General features: G+C 48.4%; 7 protein-coding genes and 8 pseudogenes. 8 read left to right on the forward strand and 7 right to left on the reverse strand.

Annotated elements, in window-relative coordinates:
• Positions 1 to 15 precede the first annotated feature (15 nt).
• The 4 pseudogenes from ACWWJF_RS09485 to ACWWJF_RS09500 form a co-directional block, all read right to left on the reverse strand.
• A pseudogene (locus ACWWJF_RS09485) lies at positions 16 to 1,047 on the reverse strand (IS630 family transposase).
• A 100-nt stretch (positions 1,048 to 1,147) separates the two neighbouring features.
• A pseudogene (locus ACWWJF_RS09490) lies at positions 1,148 to 1,309 on the reverse strand (efflux RND transporter permease subunit); the annotation flags it as partial.
• A 141-nt stretch (positions 1,310 to 1,450) separates the two neighbouring features.
• Positions 1,451 to 2,950: pseudogene (locus ACWWJF_RS09495) on the reverse strand (efflux RND transporter permease subunit); the annotation flags it as partial.
• Positions 2,950 to 4,200: pseudogene (locus tag ACWWJF_RS09500) on the reverse strand (MdtA/MuxA family multidrug efflux RND transporter periplasmic adaptor subunit). The pseudogenes ACWWJF_RS09500 and ACWWJF_RS09495, both read right to left, overlap by 1 nt.
• 147 nt (positions 4,201 to 4,347) lie before the next feature.
• On the opposite strand from ACWWJF_RS09500, the gene ACWWJF_RS09505 reads away from it, so the two are divergent.
• Complete coding sequence (locus tag ACWWJF_RS09505) at positions 4,348 to 5,379, forward strand: IS630 family transposase (RefSeq protein WP_455869293.1); 1,032 nt, start codon at positions 4,348 to 4,350, stop codon at positions 5,377 to 5,379.
• A gap of 33 nt (positions 5,380 to 5,412) precedes the next feature.
• On the opposite strand, the gene ACWWJF_RS09510 is transcribed toward ACWWJF_RS09505, so the two are convergent.
• Positions 5,413 to 6,221, reverse strand: a protein-coding gene (locus tag ACWWJF_RS09510) for an IS5 family transposase (RefSeq protein ID WP_455871015.1) whose coding sequence is annotated in 2 segments (ribosomal slippage) — positions 5,413 to 5,912 and positions 5,912 to 6,221 — 810 coding nt in all. Because the reading frame shifts where the segments join, the coding sequence is not laid out codon by codon here.
• Between the two features lie 95 nt (positions 6,222 to 6,316).
• A pseudogene (locus tag ACWWJF_RS09515) lies at positions 6,317 to 7,474 on the reverse strand (TerC family protein); the annotation flags it as partial.
• 584 nt (positions 7,475 to 8,058) lie between these two features.
• Between ACWWJF_RS09515 and wecA the strand changes: the two are divergent.
• The 5 genes and pseudogenes from wecA (at position 8,059) to ACWWJF_RS09540 (ending at position 14,102) form a co-directional block, all read left to right on the forward strand.
• Positions 8,059 to 9,149, forward strand: a pseudogene (gene wecA, locus ACWWJF_RS09520) (UDP-N-acetylglucosamine--undecaprenyl-phosphate N-acetylglucosaminephosphotransferase).
• Between the two features lie 114 nt (positions 9,150 to 9,263).
• Positions 9,264 to 10,400 carry a polysaccharide export protein gene (locus tag ACWWJF_RS09525; RefSeq protein ID WP_455869294.1) on the forward strand — a complete coding sequence of 379 codons (1,137 nt, stop codon included), beginning with the start codon at positions 9,264 to 9,266 and terminating at the stop codon, positions 10,398 to 10,400.
• A 26-nt stretch (positions 10,401 to 10,426) separates the two neighbouring features.
• Positions 10,427 to 10,861 carry an arsenate reductase/protein-tyrosine-phosphatase family protein gene (locus tag ACWWJF_RS09530; RefSeq protein WP_455869295.1) on the forward strand — a complete coding sequence of 145 codons (435 nt, stop codon included), beginning with the start codon at positions 10,427 to 10,429 and terminating at the stop codon, positions 10,859 to 10,861.
• A gap of 15 nt (positions 10,862 to 10,876) precedes the next feature.
• Positions 10,877 to 13,048 carry a tyrosine-protein kinase Wzc gene (wzc, locus tag ACWWJF_RS09535; protein ID WP_455869296.1) on the forward strand — a complete coding sequence of 724 codons (2,172 nt, stop codon included), beginning with the start codon at positions 10,877 to 10,879 and terminating at the stop codon, positions 13,046 to 13,048.
• 145 nt (positions 13,049 to 13,193) lie between these two features.
• Entirely contained in the window at positions 13,194 to 14,102 is a 909-nt protein-coding gene (locus tag ACWWJF_RS09540; protein WP_455871016.1) for a glycosyltransferase family 2 protein, read from the forward strand.
• 211 nt (positions 14,103 to 14,313) lie between these two features.
• Here ACWWJF_RS09540 and ACWWJF_RS09545 read toward each other — a convergent pair.
• A pseudogene (locus tag ACWWJF_RS09545) lies at positions 14,314 to 15,482 on the reverse strand (IS3 family transposase).
• A gap of 72 nt (positions 15,483 to 15,554) precedes the next feature.
• Here ACWWJF_RS09545 and ACWWJF_RS09550 point away from each other — a divergent pair.
• Together ACWWJF_RS09550 and ACWWJF_RS09555 are read left to right on the forward strand one after the other, a co-directional pair.
• Positions 15,555 to 15,977: pseudogene (locus ACWWJF_RS09550) on the forward strand (IS4 family transposase); the annotation flags it as partial.
• A 272-nt stretch (positions 15,978 to 16,249) separates the two neighbouring features.
• Positions 16,250 to 17,320 (forward strand): glycosyltransferase, encoded by a 1,071-nt coding sequence (locus tag ACWWJF_RS09555; RefSeq protein WP_455869297.1) that lies wholly within the window; start codon positions 16,250 to 16,252, stop codon positions 17,318 to 17,320.
• The last annotated feature ends 60 nt before the right edge of the window (positions 17,321 to 17,380 follow it).

Raw genomic sequence — 17,380 nt, forward strand, 5'->3', positions numbered from 1 at the left:
CTGTTCCTAATACCGCTACACTTTTGCCTGTCCATGTTTTCCACTGGGAAACGGGCTGACGGTTTCCATGAAGCGGCGAACCTTGTTCAGTCACTGCCACATTGAACAGCATTGATGATTGCGGGTAATGGTTTCATGCAACGCCTGCCATAACCGCTCTACATGATTTACCCATGGTGAGTACACCGGCTGATAAATAACCCTGAATTTCGGGTTTTCTTCCAGCCAGCGCTGCGTCTCCCGGCTTTTGTGAATAATGTAGTTATCAACTATCAGCGTGAGCGTTTTTGCCCGTCTGTACGTTGCTCTCAGATGCTCTAACATACTGATAAACAAACACGAACTTTTACTGTTTCCTCCAACATCGCTGACTTTTCCCGTCCCGCTGTGTAATGCACCCGCCAGATAATATTTCTCGTTCTGGCCCGGCGTCACGATGCGTTTCTGCTTCCCGCGAACCTGCCAGTCCGCGCCAATTTTGGGATTCAGATGAATATCCACTTCGTCTTCGTAAAAGACGGGATGTTCCGCGCTGCATTGTTCCAGCGCCATCGCGATGGCCTCCATTTTTTCTTCCTTATGCGGGTCGCGGATACGCAGCGTAGGAGCTGCGCGTCGCCACACCAGACCGGCAGAAGGCCGCCAACGGCGCACCGTGGAAGCATGCAACTGGCAACCGGTTATCTCATTGATTTTTATCGCTAGCAGTTCCGTGCTCCAGCGCGAACGCTGATAGCCAAAATCATGAGGGGAACGCTTTACGAGCTGGATTAACAGTGCGCAGATCTGTTCAAACGGCCAGCGACGGCCACGACCGGGCCGCAGAGATTTGAGGCCTTCAATGCCGTACAGGGTGAGCCAGTTAATCCATCTGCCGATTGACGAACGGGCGCAGCAAAGCATTCTGGCGACATCGCTCACGCGCTCGCCCCGGTGCAACATCAGGATGGCGGTCAGCCTGCGGGCGTGATTCTTGTCACGCGTTTTATGGAGAGTTTTCTTCATCAGGCGTCGTTCGTTACGGGGTATCGGTGCTATGTTCGACATCGCTCAGTCCGGTTGATGATTTGGGATCTTTATCGATTGATCAGATCGCTCAACTCGGACTGAGTTCCCTTCAGGTGATCTACTATTCGGAACAGTTATTTAGGCTCAGGGTGATCCATGGGTGGTTCAACACCCGGCGTAAGCCTTTGCCATACAGCGCGACCAAGCGTGAGAAAAAGCGTTCGCTGGCGCGCGTAAAGGCATTTTGTCGATTCAGGCTCTGATGAGTGAGTAACCGGGCACACATCATCGGGGTCAGCGTCATATCGTTATACACATCTTTTGGCCATTTTTTGAACAGGATGCTCAGAACCCCGTGAATTAAGGCATTCAAGCCATCCCATTGGCTTTTTGAGGTTCAAAATGCCACTCTGAGATAAACCCGTAACTCATTGATTAAACAGTGCGTTAGAAAGATGTGTATAACGATATGGGTCAGCGTAAGCGAAACGATGCCAGAAATCAGAATAGCGACCGCCAGCGTAATGGCAAACTCGCGGAACAACCGGCCAATGATATCGCCCATAAACAGCAATGGGATCATCACTGCAATCAGTGATAACGTCAGTGAGATAATGGTGAACCCAATTTCCCCCGCGCCTTTAAGCGCCGCGTGCAGCGGTTTCTCCCCTTTTTCGATATAGCGCGAAATATTCTCGATCACCACGATGGCATCGTCCACGACAAAGCCGGTGGCAATGGTGAGCGCCATCAGCGTCAGGTTGTTGATCGAAAAGCCAAGGAAATACATAGCGGCGAAGGTGCCGACCAGAGACAGGGGCACCACGATACTTGGGATCAGCGTGGCGATGGCATTGCGCAAAAACAGGTAGATAACCATAATCACCAGCGCAATCGCCAGCATCAGTTCAAACTGCACATCTTTTACTGACGCGCGGATACTGGCGTTGCGATCGGCCAGCGTAGTGATGGTTACTGATTTTGGCAGGCTGGCGGTTAACGTTGGCAGCAGATTACGCAGGCTGTCCGTGGTGGTGATCACGTTGGCACCCGGCTGGCGCTGGATATTGATGATGATCGCCTGTTCACGGTTGGCCCAGGCACCCAGCGCTGTGTTTTCCGGGGCTTGTTCTACGGTGGCGACATCGCGCAGCCGTACCGGTGCGCCATTGCGCCAGGCAACAATCAGCTGGCGATAATCCTCTGCGGACTTCATCTGGTCGTTGGCTGACAAGGTTACCGCGCGCGTTGGGCCATCCAGACTGCCTTTGGCGGAGTTGACGTTGGCGCTGGTGATGGCGCTGCGCAGGGTTTCGCTATCCAACCCGTAAGAGGCCAGCGCGTTGGCGTTGAAATTGACCCGTACCGATGGGCGCTGTCCGCCCGCCAGCGATACACGCCCGACACCAGAGACCTGTGCCATTTTCTGCGCGATACGGGTTTCCACCATATCTTGCACTTGCGTCATCGGCATGGCGCTGGACGTCACCGCCAGCGTCATGATCGGCGGATCGGCCGGATTGACCTTGCTGTAAATCGGCGGGTAGGGCAGATCGCTGGGCAACAAATTGTTGGCGGCGTTGATGGCGGCCTGCACATCCTGCTCTGCGACATCCAACGGCAGCGTCAGTTGAAATTGCAGGGTGATCACCGATGCGCCGCCGGAGCTTTGCGTCGACATCTGTTTCAGCCCGGACATTTGCCCGAACTGACGCTCAAGGGGGGCGGTGATCGCCGACGCAATTACATCCGGGCTTGCACCGGGGTAGAGCGTCACCACCTGAATGGCCGGATAGTCCACCTCTGGCAGCGCAGAGACCGGTAATGCCCGATAGCCAATAATTCCCGCCAGCAGGATCGCCAACATCAACAGGGTGGTGGCGATAGGGCGCAGGATAAACAGACGGGATGGGCCAACGCCTGCCGGAATATCCCCTTGCATCAGGGTTTCTCCCCTCGCGTGGCGTGTTTGGATGGCGGAGTGGTGGTGTTAGCGGCTCTAATCACTTCCACCTGAGCCCCTTCGGTTAAGCGGTCGATACCGTCAGTAACCACGCGATCGCCCTCATTCAGGCCGGCCGTCACCACCATCTCCTGCCCGTATTGAATGCCGACGGTCACGCTGTGTTTACTGACCTGACTTTTCTCATTCAGCACCCAGACAAAACGTCCTTCGCTGCCCATCTGAATGGCGGACAGTGGTACCAGCAGCGCATTTTACAAGGTGGTAACTTGCATGCGCACATTGAAAAACTGGTTAGGAAACAAGGCGTCATCGCTATTTTCAAAGCGGGCTTTCAGCTTGATGGTTCCGGTGGTGGCATCAATTTGGTTATCCATGCTGAGGAGGTTGCCTTGTGACAGCTTGTGCTGGTTGGCGCGATCCCAGGCCTCAACCGGTACGGCTTGGCCCGATTTCTGTGCGCTCAGCACCGTGGCGATATCACCTTCCGGTAACGTGAAGATGACATCAATCGGATGCGTTTGTGTCAACACCACAATACCGGTGCTATCGCTGCTGGTGATGTAGTTGCCCACATCCACTTGTTTAAGCCCCACGCGGCCATTGATAGGCGAGGTAATACGGCTATAGGTGAGCTGCAATTCGGCGCTGGCGACCGAGCCTTCATCGGCCTTGACCGTGCCTTCAGCCTGATGCACCTGTGCCGCCTGCGCATCCAGTTCCTGACGAGAAATCAGGTTGGTTTTAATCAGTTGCTGGTAACGCGCCAGATCCTGACGCGCATTGGCCAGCGCGGCCTGATCTTTTGCCAGTTGCCCCTGTGCCTGTGTCAGCGCCACCTGATAGGGGCGTGGGTCGATTTCTGCGAGCAGATCGCCCGCCTTGACCTGTTGTCCTTCCTGAAAATGCAGGGCCATCAGTTCGCCGTTAACCCGGCTGCGCACCGTTACGGTATTGGCAGCGGTAATGGTGCTCAATCCCGAAAGGTAATATGGCACCGCTGCGGCGCGTGTGGTCGCTGCCTGTACGGGGGGCAGTGCACGCATGGCGGAACGCCGTCCGCCACCGCTGCCCGCATTGCGCGCGGGTGCACTGTTATTACTGGCTTCCTGACGGGCTGAAGGGGACGCTGTCGGGGCATCGGCGGGGCGCAAGTAACGCCAGATGACAACGGCGGCGATAACCGCGAACGCAAGCAACAGCAGACGAAAAAGGCGAGTGGTATTCATCATGGTTTACGAATCGAGTGGCAGCCAGTATTAACACAATGAGGCTAAATAACTGTTCCGAATAGTAGATCACCTGAAGGGAACTCAGTCCGAGTAGAGCGATCTGATCAATCGATAAAGATCCCAAATCATCAACCGGACTGAGCGATGTCGAGCATAGCACCGATACCCCGTAACGAACGACGCCTGATGAAGAAAACTCTCCATAAAACGCGTGACAAGAATCACGCCCGCAGGCTGACCGCCATCCTGATGTTGCACCGGGGCGAGCGCGTGAGCGATGTCGCCAGAATGCTTTGCTGCGCCCGTTCGTCAATCGGCAGATGGATTAACTGGCTCACCCTGTACGGCATTGAAGGCCTCAAATCTCTGCGGCCCGGTCGTGGCCGTCGCTGGCCGTTTGAACAGATCTGCGCACTGTTAATCCAGTTCGTAAAGCGTTCCCCTCATGATTTTGGCTATCAGCGTTCGCGCTGGAGCACGGAACTGCTAGCGATAAAAATCAATGAGATAACCGGTTGCCAGTTGCATGCTTCCACGGTGCGCCGTTGGCGGCCTTCTGCCGGTCTGGTGTGGCGACGCGCAGCTCCTACGCTGCGTATCCGCGACCCGCATAAGGAAGAAAAAATGGAGGCCATCGCGATGGCGCTGGAACAATGCAGCGCGGAACATCCCGTCTTTTACGAAGACGAAGTGGATATTCATCTGAATCCCAAAATTGGCGCGGACTGGCAGGTTCGCGGGAAGCAGAAACGCATCGTGACGCCGGGCCAGAACGAGAAATATTATCTGGCGGGTGCATTACACAGCGGGACGGGAAAAGTCAGCGATGTTGGAGGAAACAGTAAAAGTTCGTGTTTGTTTATCAGTATGTTAGAGCATCTGAGAGCAACGTACAGACGGGCAAAAACGCTCACGCTGATAGTTGATAACTACATTATTCACAAAAGCCGGGAGACGCAGCGCTGGCTGGAAGAAAACCCGAAATTCAGGGTTATTTATCAGCCGGTGTACTCACCATGGGTAAATCATGTAGAGCGGTTATGGCAGGCGTTGCATGAAACCATCACCCGCAATCATCAATGCTGTTCAATGTGGCAGTTACTGAACAAGGTTCGCCGCTTCATGGAAACCGTCAGCCCGTTTCCCAGTGGAAAACATGGACAGGCAAAAGTGTAGCGGTATTAGGAACAGCTATTTAGGCTGTGTCCCTTAATTACATAACCTCTGGTAAAACAGGCGGATGCAGCCCAGTTTCAACATTGCCAGATAATTCCTCGCCGTTTTGTCGTAACGTGTCGCAATGCGACGGTATTCTTTCAGACGGCCAAAGCACCGCTCAACAACGTTCCGATTGCGGTAGGCGTCACGATCGAGCTTTGAACGACCATCCACCGCCATTTTTTCAGTGGATTTTCGGGGGATGACAGTTTTTATACCTCTTTTTTTCAGCTCGTTACGTAATACATGCCCGGAGTACGCCTTGTCAGCGAGTACCGCATGACCACGGCGTTTCATACTGCCGTTCTGGCGTTGAACACCAATACCGTCCAAAAGACGTAGTGCAAACTGATTTTCATGAGCCTGACCGGGGCTCAACACGATGTTTAACGGAAGACCACTTCCGTCTGTAGCCATATGGATTTTGGTGCCAAAACCACCTCGAGAGCGACCCAGCCCATTATCTCCGGTGATATCGGGATGTTTTTTTGAGCACCGGCAGCACATTTCAGCGCCCTGATATTGCTACCATCCAGCGCAGTCGCTGACCAGTCCACGAGGCCATGGGCATCAAGTGATGAAAGTAACTTATTAAAAATAATGTTAATGACTCCCGATTTTGACCATCGGTTAAAGCGGTTATAAACGGTTTTCCATGGGCCGTATCGCTCAGGTAAATCACGCCATGGGGCACCAGAGCACAGCCCCCAGAACATGCCATTGATAATCATGCGATGCTCAGCCCATGGGCGTCCGGCCTGTGGTGTTGCTGGTTCAGCAGGGAGTAAGGGCTGGATGATAGCCCATGCTTCATCGGGAAGATCTTAGCGAGCCATAGTTCAAAATGATGTAGAAAAAAAAGTTATTATAACTCATGGAATTAAGGGTCACAGCCTAGTGCCTGTAGCAAAGAGATCTGCTCAGGGAACACCAGCGGCTGGCGCACCAGCTTATGCAGATCGAGTGGTTCATGGCGCAACTGTTGTTGCAACAGGGAGGCCACGTGCACGATGCCCACCGGTTCATCCGAGGTAGAGCTATCCATCACTACCAGTCGCGTATGCGGGCTTTTCTCCAACAGCGCTGCCAGCGCATCTTGGGGAGACTGAAGCCCAACGGCGATGATATCGTGGCGGGATGTCATGATGCTGCTCACGCTACGCTGTCCCATGCCGAGCACGCGTTCGATCATGCGCCGTTCCTGACGGTTGAACACAGCATTACCGCTTTGTGCGTTGTCGCCAATCAGGTCCGAGGTTTGGTTATTCAATTCCGCATCTTCATGCTCGCCGCGCAGGATTTTCAGGATCACATCGGCAGTACGCTGGCGCAGCGGCACATCAGAGGTGAGGAAACGGCGGCGGTTAAACTGAGCAACCTGGTTTAGCACCTCAATCAATACAGAGAAACCGATCGCTGCATAGAGGTAGCCTTTGGGAATATGGTAGCCAAAAACGTCTGCGACCAGACTAAAGCCGATCATCAGTAGAAAGCTAAGCCAAAGAATGACGATAGTCGGGTGAGCGTTTACAAACCGGGTTAACGGCTTGCTGGCGAGCAGCATTAATCCAATGGCGATGGTGACGGCAGACATCATCACCAGCAGATGATCCGTCATGCCGACAGCGGTAATCACCGAATCCAGCGAAAAAATGGCATCCAGAATTACAATCTGCGTCACAACCGCCCAAAAGCGCGCTCTTTTACGTTGGCCATGCTGCTCCTGATCTTTGCCTTCTAACCGCTCATTGAGTTCTACCGTGGCCTTGAACAGCAGAAACAGCCCGCCAATCACCATAATGATATCGCGTGCGCTAAACGGCTGTTGAAACAGGGTGAAAAGCGGGACGGTGAGGGAAACCAGCCAGGACATCGAGGCAAGCAGCACCAGACGCATCAATAGCGCGAGTGACAGACCGACGACTCGGGCACGATCTCTGAGTTTTTCCGCCAGAATGGCAATAAAGACAAGGTTATCGATACCTAATACCAGTTCCAACACCACAAGCGTTGCCAAACCGGCCCAGATAGTGGGATCAGCGATCCACTCCATATAAATTTTTTCACCTTCGTCAACCAGAACCGATACAGGGTAGCAGCGCAACCAGCATTTGTGGGGATATTGCCAGTCTGACAACATCTTCATAAAATCCTTGCAAGGATAATTACTTCATTTACAACTATTTAGCATCTTAACCTGCTGATTTAAAATCCCTAACTTTCAAAAAACGGTATCTAGCCGCGCGCAAGAGTGCTAACCTTTGTAAGGAATTATTAAATAATACCGTTTTGTTTAAAAAATACTCAAATATAAAAAGACATGTGATTTCCTAAGGTTATTGCGGTTTTGTTGCGCGGGATAGGCCTAATCTGAAAATCTTTGTAAATCCACGAACTTCCTGTACATCGTGAAATGTGCTCCATACTATAGTGGCGTGCGCGGCATTATTGGGTCCTTTTCTGAAAGTTTCGCGGTTTTTTTTTGCTTGACTAGCCCGTAAAAAACAATAAGTACCAAGGAATCATAATGTGGTCCACGGACGGTATTCCGTATTTTAACAGCACATTGGTAGCTATAAAGCCAAGGGCGGTAGCTTGTCTGATGTGAAATAACTTAACGGTTGATGATGGTGCAAAATGCAAGATATTACGGTTATCTTCATCGGTGCTTTTATTGCGCTTTTTCTGGCAAGAAAAATAGCAATAAAAGTAGGGCTCGTTGATAAACCGAACACGCGTAAGAATCACGATGGTCATATCCCGTTGGTAGGGGGAGTATCTCTCTATTCCTCGCTATGGCTTCTTTATGCTTTACATCCTTCTTCCTGGTTATCTGAATTCCCTCTCTATATGGTTTGTGCCAGTGTACTTTTCTTTGTCGGTATTCTGGACGACCAGTTTGACCTTCCTGTTCTCCCACGCATAATCTTGCAAGCCGCTGTGGCCGGTCTGATGATTTATTCCGATCTTTTTATCTCAACGGTTGGCAATATCCTGTTTGACTATGGGCTAATGCTCGGCTTGGCCGGATACCTTATTACTGTATTTGCAGTGTGGGGGGCGATCAACGCGTTTAACATGATCGATGGCATGGATGGTCTGCTTGCAACACTCTCTAGTGTGACGCTTGGAGCATTGTCTGTGATGTTCCATCTGGGCGGTCACAATGCGTTAGCATTGTGGAGCTTATACATATTGGTGGCATCTTTCCCTTATCTTGTGCTTAACCTCGGGCTCATCTGGGGGAAAAGTTTAAGGTTTTTATGGGGGATGCCGGCAGCACGCTGGTTGGGTTTACTGTTATCTGACTATTGATCTTGGCGACTCAGGGGCCGACTGCGGTTATGCGTCCTGTGACCGCACTGTGGTTTATTGCAATTCCATTGATGGACATGATAGTGATTATCATCCGCCGGGTTCGTCGAGGTGACAGTCCGTTTAAGCCAGATAATGAACACTGTCATCATATTCTGATGCGTGCAGGACTGAGTAACTTTCAAGCATTAGTGGTGATAGGATGTGTGGCGCTGGTGTTTGCGGCATTTGGAATACTTGGCGAGCATGCAGAGTTCTCAGAGTCTGTTATGCTTAACCTGTTTTTGCTAGTGTTTATTGGCTATTTCTGGTCAATTACCCGGGTATGGCGTTTGTTAGCGTGGTTGAGAAATAGCGCCGAGTCGTCATCTGGAATGCATGGTAAAGTGGGACAAACAGCTCTGAACAAGTAAATTACCCGTTTTTACAGCCGTAACTCATGGAATCAATAGCACCCGACTCCTCTATGATACGGGAAGAGAATCGGCGGCGACTTATAACTTATTAAAAGTGATGGCATAAACAGGATGATAGCTTACAAAAGAAAAGTGATACCGTTAATGGTATCTGCCGTGTTGCTGAGCGGGTGTACCATTTTTCCTGGTTCGCATTTGACGACCAGCGGCAAAGAAGTGATTAAACAGCAGGATGCAGATTTCAACATCAGTAAACTGGTCAACGTTTACCCGATGACGCCTTACCTGATTGAGAAAATGCGAGCAAAACCACTGGTAGCGCAAGCTAACTCGGCGCTGGATCGTGAATTGCAAAGCTACGAGTACCTGATCGGCGTGGGTGATGTGCTGATGGTTACCGTTTGGGATCACCCTGAACTGACTACTCCTGCGGGTACCTACCGCACTGCGGCTGATACTGGCAACTGGGTTCACTCTGATGGCACCATCTTTTACCCTTATATAGGTAAGGTGAAAGTGGCGGGGAAAACCGTCATTCAGGTGCGTGATGAAGTGATGGGGAGACTGGCGCAGTATATAGAATCGCCGCAGGTGGAAGTGAGCATTGCCGCATTCCGCTCGCAGAAAGTGTATGTGTCTGGTGAAGTGGCTGCATCAGGTCAACAGGCTGTCACTAACGTGCCGCTAACCATTCTGGATGCTATCAATAAAGCCGGTGGGCTGACGGAAAACGCAGACTGGCGTAATGTAGTACTCACCCACAACGGGCAGGAAAAACGCATTTCCCTCCAGGCGCTGATGCAAAACGGTGACCTATCTCAGAACCAACTTCTCTACCCAGGCGATATCCTTTATGTGCCGCGTAACGATGGCCTGAAGGTGTTTGTGATGGGGGAAGTGAAAAAGCAAAGCACGCTGAAAATGGATCGTAGTGGCATGACGCTCACCGAAGCGTTAGGCAATGCGGAAGGAATGGATCAGGCGATGTCTGACGCTACTGGTGTGTTTGTTATACGCCCGCTGCGCGGCACGCAAGGCCCGAAACTGGCCGATATTTATCAGCTCAACACCGCAGATGCCACTGCATTGGTGATGGGTACTGAGTTCCAGTTACAGCCTTACGATGTGGTGTACGTGACTACCGCACCGGTTGTGCGTTGGAACCGCGTTGTGTCACAACTGGTGCCGACCATTTCTGGCTTTAATGACCTGACCGAAGGCGCATTGCGTGTGCGTACCTGGCCGTAACCACCCTTTTGCACGCGAAGAATGCTATGTTTGATTCCATCTTAGTGGTATGCGTAGGTAACATTTGCCGCTCCCCTACCGGGGAGCGGTTGTTAAAGAAGCTATTGCCAAACAAAAGAATCGCTTCTGCGGGGCTGGGGGCTCTGGTTGAGCACGCCGCAGATAACACCGCCAGTGACGTGGCCAGTGCGCACGGCCTTTCTCTTAAAGGGCACTCAGCCCAGCAACTCACCAAATCTCTGTGTCGCGAGTATGACCTGATTTTGGTGATGGAAAAAGGCCACATTGATGCCGTGGGGCGCATGGCACCGGAAGTGCGTGGCAAGACCATGTTGTTTGGCCACTGGCTGAACCAGCGAGAGATTGCAGATCCTTATCGCAAAAGCCGTGAGGCTTTTGAATTTGTTTATTTGCAATTAGAGCAGTCGGCCCAAAAGTGGGCGCAGGCTTTAAATCGATAATTCTCAGAGAAACCGATGGCAGAGAAAAATTCAGTGAAAACATCTGAAATGGATCGTTCAGATGTGATTGATTTGGGGCGATTGCTTGGAACCCTGCTAGATAATCGTTGGCTAATTATTGGTGTTACGGCGCTGTTTACAATTTTCGGTGTGGCCTATGCCATGCTGGCTACGCCGATTTATAAAGCGGATGCGCTGATTCAGGTGGAGCAGAGTGGTGGCGATTCATTGCTGAAGGATTTCTCCAGCATGTTACCGGATGCAACACCGCAGTCTGCTGCGGAAGTTGAGTTAATAAAATCACGCATGGTGATGGGAAAAACGATTAGCAATCTGGCGCTGGATATTGATGTGCATCAGAAATATTTTCCTCTTATCGAGAAAGGGATTGCGCGGTTGATGGACGCAGAGGTGGGGCAAATCTTTGTCTCACGTCTTGATGTGCCACCTAGTTGGCAAGATGAACCGATGACGCTTGAAGTCATTGATAAAGAAAATTACACCCTGACAGCAGGTGACACTGTTTCTTTCTCTGGAAAAGTAGGGCAACTTGAAAGTCAAAGTGGTGTCACAATATTGGTTAGTGATATTGCTGCTGAAAGTGGTACCGCTTTTTGCCTGAAAAAGTTGAATCCTGTCACGGCATTAAAAGCTCTATTGGATAACTTCGTTGTTGCCGATAGAGGCAAAGATACTGGGGTTTTGGGATTAACCTTGGAAGGCGAAGATCCCATCTTAACCACTAAAATATTAAACAGTATTATCCAAAATTATCTGCAACAAAATGTTGAGCGTAAATCTGAAAAGGCTGGGCGCAGTCTGGAATTTTTAAAAGAACAGTTACCAAATGTACGTGGTCAACTGAATGATGCTGAAAATAAATTAAATACATTTCGCCAACTAAATAATTCTGTCGATCTTTCTTTAGAAGCAAAAGCAGTGCTGGATATGATGGTTGCTGTGGAATCTCAACTTAATGAGCTAACCTTTAAAGAAGCGGAAATATCCAAACTTTATACTCGTGAACACCCTGCTTATCGTGCGCTGATGGAGAAACGAAAAACTTTGCAGCAAGAGCGCGAAAAGATTAATAAACGAGTGAGTGCGATGCCGAAAATCCAGCAAGAAGTGTTGCGTCTTATGCGCGATATTCAAGCTGGTCAAGAAGTTTATATGAAACTGCTGAATAAACAGCAAGAGTTGAGTATTAATAAGGCCAGCACGGTTGGTAACGTGCGTATTATTGATAAAGCAGCTGTTCTGCCTAAACCGGTAAAACCGAGAAAAGCATTAATTATATTACTGGCTGTAATTTTAGGTGGAGTGATATCTGCTGCATTTGTAATTTTAAAAACCTTATTGCATAAAGGTATTGAAAGTCCTGAGCAGTTAGAAGAGTTAGGCGTCAACGTTTATGCTAGTGTGCCTCTTTCTGAATGGCAACAGAAGAAAGATAAGGCACTTCTCGGCAAAGGAAAGAAAAGCAATACACGTTCTACAGAGTTACTGGCCGTGGGGAATCCCACCGATTTAGCCATTGAAGCTATACGCAGTCTTCGTACTAGCCTACATTTTGCGATGATGGAAGCAAAAAATAATGTGCTGATGATTTCTGGTGCAAGCCCTTCAATTGGCAAAACGTTTGTCAGTGCCAACTTGGGAGCGGTGATCGCGCAGGCGGGCCAACGGGTGTTGATAGTTGATTGCGATATGCGTAAAGGTTACGCCCATGAACTGATGGGGGCTCAGAGCAATAACGGTCTTTCCGATATCCTTGCTGGACAAATTCAAGTCAAAGATGCGGTACGCAAGACTCATCTAGAAAGCATGGATTTTATCCCTCGCGGACAGGTACCGCCCAATCCTTCAGAACTTTTGATGCACAACCGTTTTGCGAGTTTTATCAAGTGGACTACTGAAAACTATGATTTGGTGTTGTTGGATACACCACCGATCTTAGCTGTGACCGATGCTGCTATTATTAGTCGCCACGCAGGTACGTCTTTACTTGTTGCTCGATTTGAAATGAATACGATAAAAGAGATAGAAGTAAGTATTCGACGCTTCGAACAAAATGGTGCTGAGATTAAAGGCATTATTCTTAATGCCATAGTTAAACGTGCTGCAAGCTATTACGGATATGGTAATTATAACTATTATACTTATGATTATAAATCCCACGAGTAGGTATCATAACGTATAAAGAATAATTAATTTCCCTGAGCATAAATAATTTATTATATGTATGCTTTCGATTTTTTAAAGTCAATAAACAATATCCCTTAATTTAAAAATATTGTTTATCTATGGGGTGGTGATGGAAGGGTATGTAATGAAATATCTATTGGTTGTTCCCACATATAACGGTGGAGCTATTTGGGGGAAATGTGCTGATAAGATAAAACAGTACTGTGATAATAATGTTTCTATTCATGTTATTGATTCAAGCAGTACTGACAATACAAGAGAAATAGCAAAGAATAATGGTTTCCACGTTACGATGATAGATTCTAAGGATTTCAATCATGGTGGAACAAGAAATATAGCTGTTGAAAATAATTATGAAAATTTTGATATCGTAATTTTCTTGACGCAAGATGCAATACCAGAGGCTAATTTTGTTGAGAGAATAATAGAAGTTTTTACAGATGATACTGTTGCCTGTGCTTACGGGCGTCAATTACCTCATCTTGATGCGAAAGCTATTGCTGAACATGCAAGATATTTCAACTATTCTCATGAGCATCATGTTTACTCTATCGCTGATGTACCTCAGGTAGGGATTAAAGCTGTATTCCTGTCTAACTCATTTTCTGCATATCGAGTGTCAGTATTCCGAGCGCTAAATTTCTTCCCAACAAATTGTATTCTCGGGGAAGATATGCACTTTGCAGCAAGAGCTGTACTCGCGGGGTATAAAATCGCCTATGTTGCTGATGCTCAAGTCAGGCATTCTCATAATTATAGCGTAATTGAGGAGTTCAAGCGTTATTTTGATATAGGTGTATTTCACGCCGATGAACCCTGGATTCGAGAAAAATTTGGAGGTGCGGGTGGTGAAGGAATTAAATATATCCGTTCTGAATTTAAATATTTATTAAAGAAATCACCAATATCTATTCCCATAGCGCTATTAAATAATTTTATGAAATTGTTCGGTTATAAGCTAGGCCAGAAATACCGGCATATTCCTAAAGTAGTAATAAAACAATTATCGATGCATAAAAGATACTGGCGTTGAATACAAGTAAATTGCTAAATACTGTGTCTTTTTAAAAGATAAAAGTATTAAACTCCTAGTTTTAGGCTGTGTCCCTTAATCCCATGAGTTATACTAACTGTTTGTTTCTACATCATTTTTAACTATAGCTCGCTACGACCTTCCCGATGAAGCATGGGTTATCATCCAGCCCTTACTCCGGGTCTTCTCTTGTTGTGGTGGCTTGTAGTGGTCAACTAATATTGGCCACCGCATTAGACTGTATGTAGAACAGTCGCTCAGATTCGTTTGGAGTTAAGCCGCCGTTATATCAGTGAGGCCGGATAGCGCTGTAATACCCCGTGATGTAGCGGATAATCGCGTCCTGGGCTTCGCTGAAGCTGTTGTAACCCTTTGTCGGCACCCATTCTGTCTTCAGGCTGCGGAAGAACCGCTCCATTGGCGCATTATCCCAGCAGTTACCCCGCCGACTCATACTCTGCTTTATCCGGCAGCGCCACAGGGCTTGCCGGTATTGACGGCTGGTATAGTGGCTGCCCTGGTCGCTGTGGAACATGACTCCTGTTGGTTGTCCCCGGAGTTCCCAGGCCATCTGCAACGCTTTAACTGTCAGCGCCGAGTCCGGCGACGTCGACATGGCCCAGCCCACCGGTTTGCGGGCGAACAGGTCTAGCACCACCGCAAGGTAAGCCCAGCATTTGCCCGTCCAGATGTAGGTCACATCGCCGCACCAGACCTGATCCGGCGCGGTAACCGCGAACTGGCGGTTGAGATAGTTCGGTATTTCAACGTGTTCATTGCCGCCGCGTTTGTATTTGTGAGCCGGTCGCTGGCAGCTGGCGATACCCAGCTCCTTCATCAGCTTGCCAGCCAGCCAGCGCCCCATTTTGACACCAGAGCTGCCGGTGACGATGGTCGCGATACTTCGAGCGCCGGCAGAGCCGCCGCTGGCGTTCCAGGCTTCCATGACGCGACTACACTTAACCACGTGCTCACCGTCGGGTTCATTAGCGGAAGCCTGCCAGTGCCTGTAGCTGCTGCGATGTACCTCAAAAGTTTGGCACAACGCCGTGACCGGGTATCGCGCCCTCAGCCTGTCGACTACCGTGAACCGTTGAGTGAGTCCGACATTAAGAGCGCCGTAGCCTTTTTTAGGATTTCGTTCTCCATTTCAAGGCATTGGACTTTTTTCTTCATCTCACGCAGCTCGAGCTGTTCAGGGGTAAGAGGAAGTCCCGTTGGCGTTTTTCCCTGTCGTTCAAGGCGAAGCTTATTGACCCAGCGACTAATGGCAGAATGGCTGACATTAACCGCCTCTGCGGCCTTAACGTATGTGTAGCCGTGGTCGACAACCAGCTTTGCGGCTTCGAGCTTAAATTCCGCCGTAAAATGTTTACCCATGAGGTCACCTGTCGTGTTGATGAGGTGAGCATATCACCTCCGATCAGGTGGCCAGTATCAGTGTGCCACTACACTCGCGCGGGGCAGAAGGCGCGTACGGTGAAACAGGCGCTGCGCGTGAAGCGAGTGTCGCTGCGTTGCGGGTTGGCAGTGACTTGTGTGATAGCCAAGGAAATTGAGCCGCCAGCAGGCGTGAAGCCGGTCGAGTAGCGGTTGCTGAGCAATCGCGTACCTGAAGGACGAGAAGATATCGTGGAGCTGATCGACTGGTATCGGGCTAGATGGGAAATCGAGATGTTCTTCAATGTGCTGAAGAACGGCTGCTGTGTCGAAGCGTTACAGTTATCGACCGTGGATCGCATTGAGCGGGCATTGGCGCTGTTCATGATCGTGGCATGGCGCATCGCCTATTTAATGCGTATGGGACGAACCTGTCCAGAGCTGGACGCAATGTTGTTCTTTGATTCCGACGAGACTCATGGAGCTTACCTACTGATGAACCATATCGTTATACACATCTTTCTAACGCACTGTTTAATCAATGAGTTACGGGTTTATCTCAGAGTGGCATTTTGAACCTCAAAAAGCCAATGGGATGGCTTGAATGCCTTAATTCACGGGGTTCTGAGCATCCTGTTCAAAAAATGGCCAAAAGATGTGTATAACGATATGGGTTAAACTGGGCTGCATCCGCCTCTTTTACAAGAAGTTATGCAATTAAGGGACACAGCCTAGTTGTACATATCTCTTAGCGTAAAGTACAGAATATGACAAAAAAAGTTATTTTTATTTCTATGCACCTCCCTTCTCAATCTGTACCGGAAGCGGGGCAAAAACTTGCATTTAATCGATTAAGATCGTTTATTAACTCTGGGAACGAAGTTCATTTAATTTCTTTTGTTAATGAAAGAGAATTAGCACATGTTAATGTCAACGATTTTAATGATTGTAAATCAGTTCATTTCGTTAATATAACAAAAATCGATAGGTTATTAAATTTTTTGAAAACACCGTGGTTACCCATTCCAATTTCTGTAAGGAATGACAAACGGATAAAGGCTTATATCAAAAATATTTTGACTGAGGATACTGATATTCACATTGAGTATGAGCAAGGTATGGCTTTGATACCTTGTGATTTTATTTCAAAATCCACTGTGGTATTCCATGATGTCATTTCTCAATCGTATTCTCGATTCGCGAATGGTAAGGGATCTGTGTTAAAACGGCTATTTTATTCATTTCAGCATCATTTGCTGCTAAAGTGGGAAAAAAAATACCTAGGGTCTATTAATAGCGCAATTGTTTTAAGTGAAAAAGATCTAAATATATTAAAGCTAATTAATAACAGTAATAAATTACGAGTGTCTGTCGATTTCCCTCAAGTGTCAGAGTGTTTCTATAATGTAAATAGAGATCGTGTTGAAAAAAACACTGTGATGTTTTGGGGGGCGATGAATCGTGAGGAAAATATTGATGCTGTTAATTGGTTTGTCGAAGAGATTTATCCACTGATTCTAGAAAAAAAACCAGATTTAAAATTTTATATTGTCGGAGCAAATCCTCCGGAGCGAATTTGCAAATTAGCGAGCGATAGCGTAATTGTCACCGGTTTTGTTGATGATCCAATTGAGTTTTTTGAGAAAATAAGTGTTGCCGTTGTTCCTCTCCGTTATGGGGCTGGCGTGAAATTAAAAGTTCTTGAAGCTCTTGCTGCTAATATACCCATTGTGACCACTTCTGTGGGTGCTGAAGGCATTAGTACTGAAAATGGGAATATGTCTGTGACTGATGATAAAGAAATTTTTTCGAATAAAGTTATTGAATTAATCAAATAAGCATTTAAACATTAAGTTTGGTTTGATACTATCTTTAGGCTTTGTTGAATAAATCAGAAC

It is taken from the genome of Symbiopectobacterium sp. Eva_TO (assembly GCF_053848865.1).

Bases quoted from the DNA above. Each gene is read 5' to 3' on its own strand.
- ACWWJF_RS09540 (WP_455871016.1), top strand. From the start codon at position 13,194: ATGAAATATCTATTGGTTGTTCCCACATATAACGGTGGAGCTATTTGG.
- wzc (WP_455869296.1), top strand. From the start codon at position 10,877: ATGGCAGAGAAAAATTCAGTGAAAACATCTGAAATGGATCGTTCAGAT.
- ACWWJF_RS09525 (WP_455869294.1), top strand. From the start codon at position 9,264: ATGATAGCTTACAAAAGAAAAGTGATACCGTTAATGGTATCTGCCGTG.
- ACWWJF_RS09555 (WP_455869297.1), top strand. From the start codon at position 16,250: ATGACAAAAAAAGTTATTTTTATTTCTATGCACCTCCCTTCTCAATCT.
- ACWWJF_RS09530 (WP_455869295.1), top strand. From the start codon at position 10,427: ATGTTTGATTCCATCTTAGTGGTATGCGTAGGTAACATTTGCCGCTCC.
- ACWWJF_RS09505 (WP_455869293.1), top strand. From the start codon at position 4,348: ATGTCGAGCATAGCACCGATACCCCGTAACGAACGACGCCTGATGAAG.